The organism is Salifodinibacter halophilus (assembly GCA_012999515.1).
GTDB lineage: Bacteria > Pseudomonadota > Gammaproteobacteria > Nevskiales > Salinisphaeraceae > Salifodinibacter > Salifodinibacter halophilus.
The window spans coordinates 1-249 of record JABEEB010000506.1 but is presented as its reverse complement, the minus strand read 5'-3'; the positions used below and the strand labels follow the sequence as shown (position 1 = coordinate 249).

At 72.3% G+C, this 249-nt stretch carries 1 protein-coding gene; it reads left to right on the top strand.

Annotated features, from left to right (window positions below):
• On the top strand, nucleotides 1-249 hold a 249-nt coding region (locus tag HKX41_12630), incomplete at both ends, for a 4-alpha-glucanotransferase (protein NNC24980.1).

Genomic DNA, 249 nt, shown 5'->3' with positions numbered 1-249 from the left:
CAAGCGCTCGCGGCTTCGCACCGCCTTCGACCGCTTCGAGGCCGAGGCCGCCGAGGACGACCGCGCCGCCTTCGACGCCTTCCGCGAGCGCGAGGCCGGCTGGCTCGACGACTACGCGCTGTTCGCCGCCCTGAAAGACGAGTTCCGGCGGGCGTGGATAGACTGGCCGACCGAGCTGAAGACCCGCGACCCCGACGCGCTCGCCGACGCCCGCGAGGAGCACGCCGACGAGATTCGCTACCGCGAGTT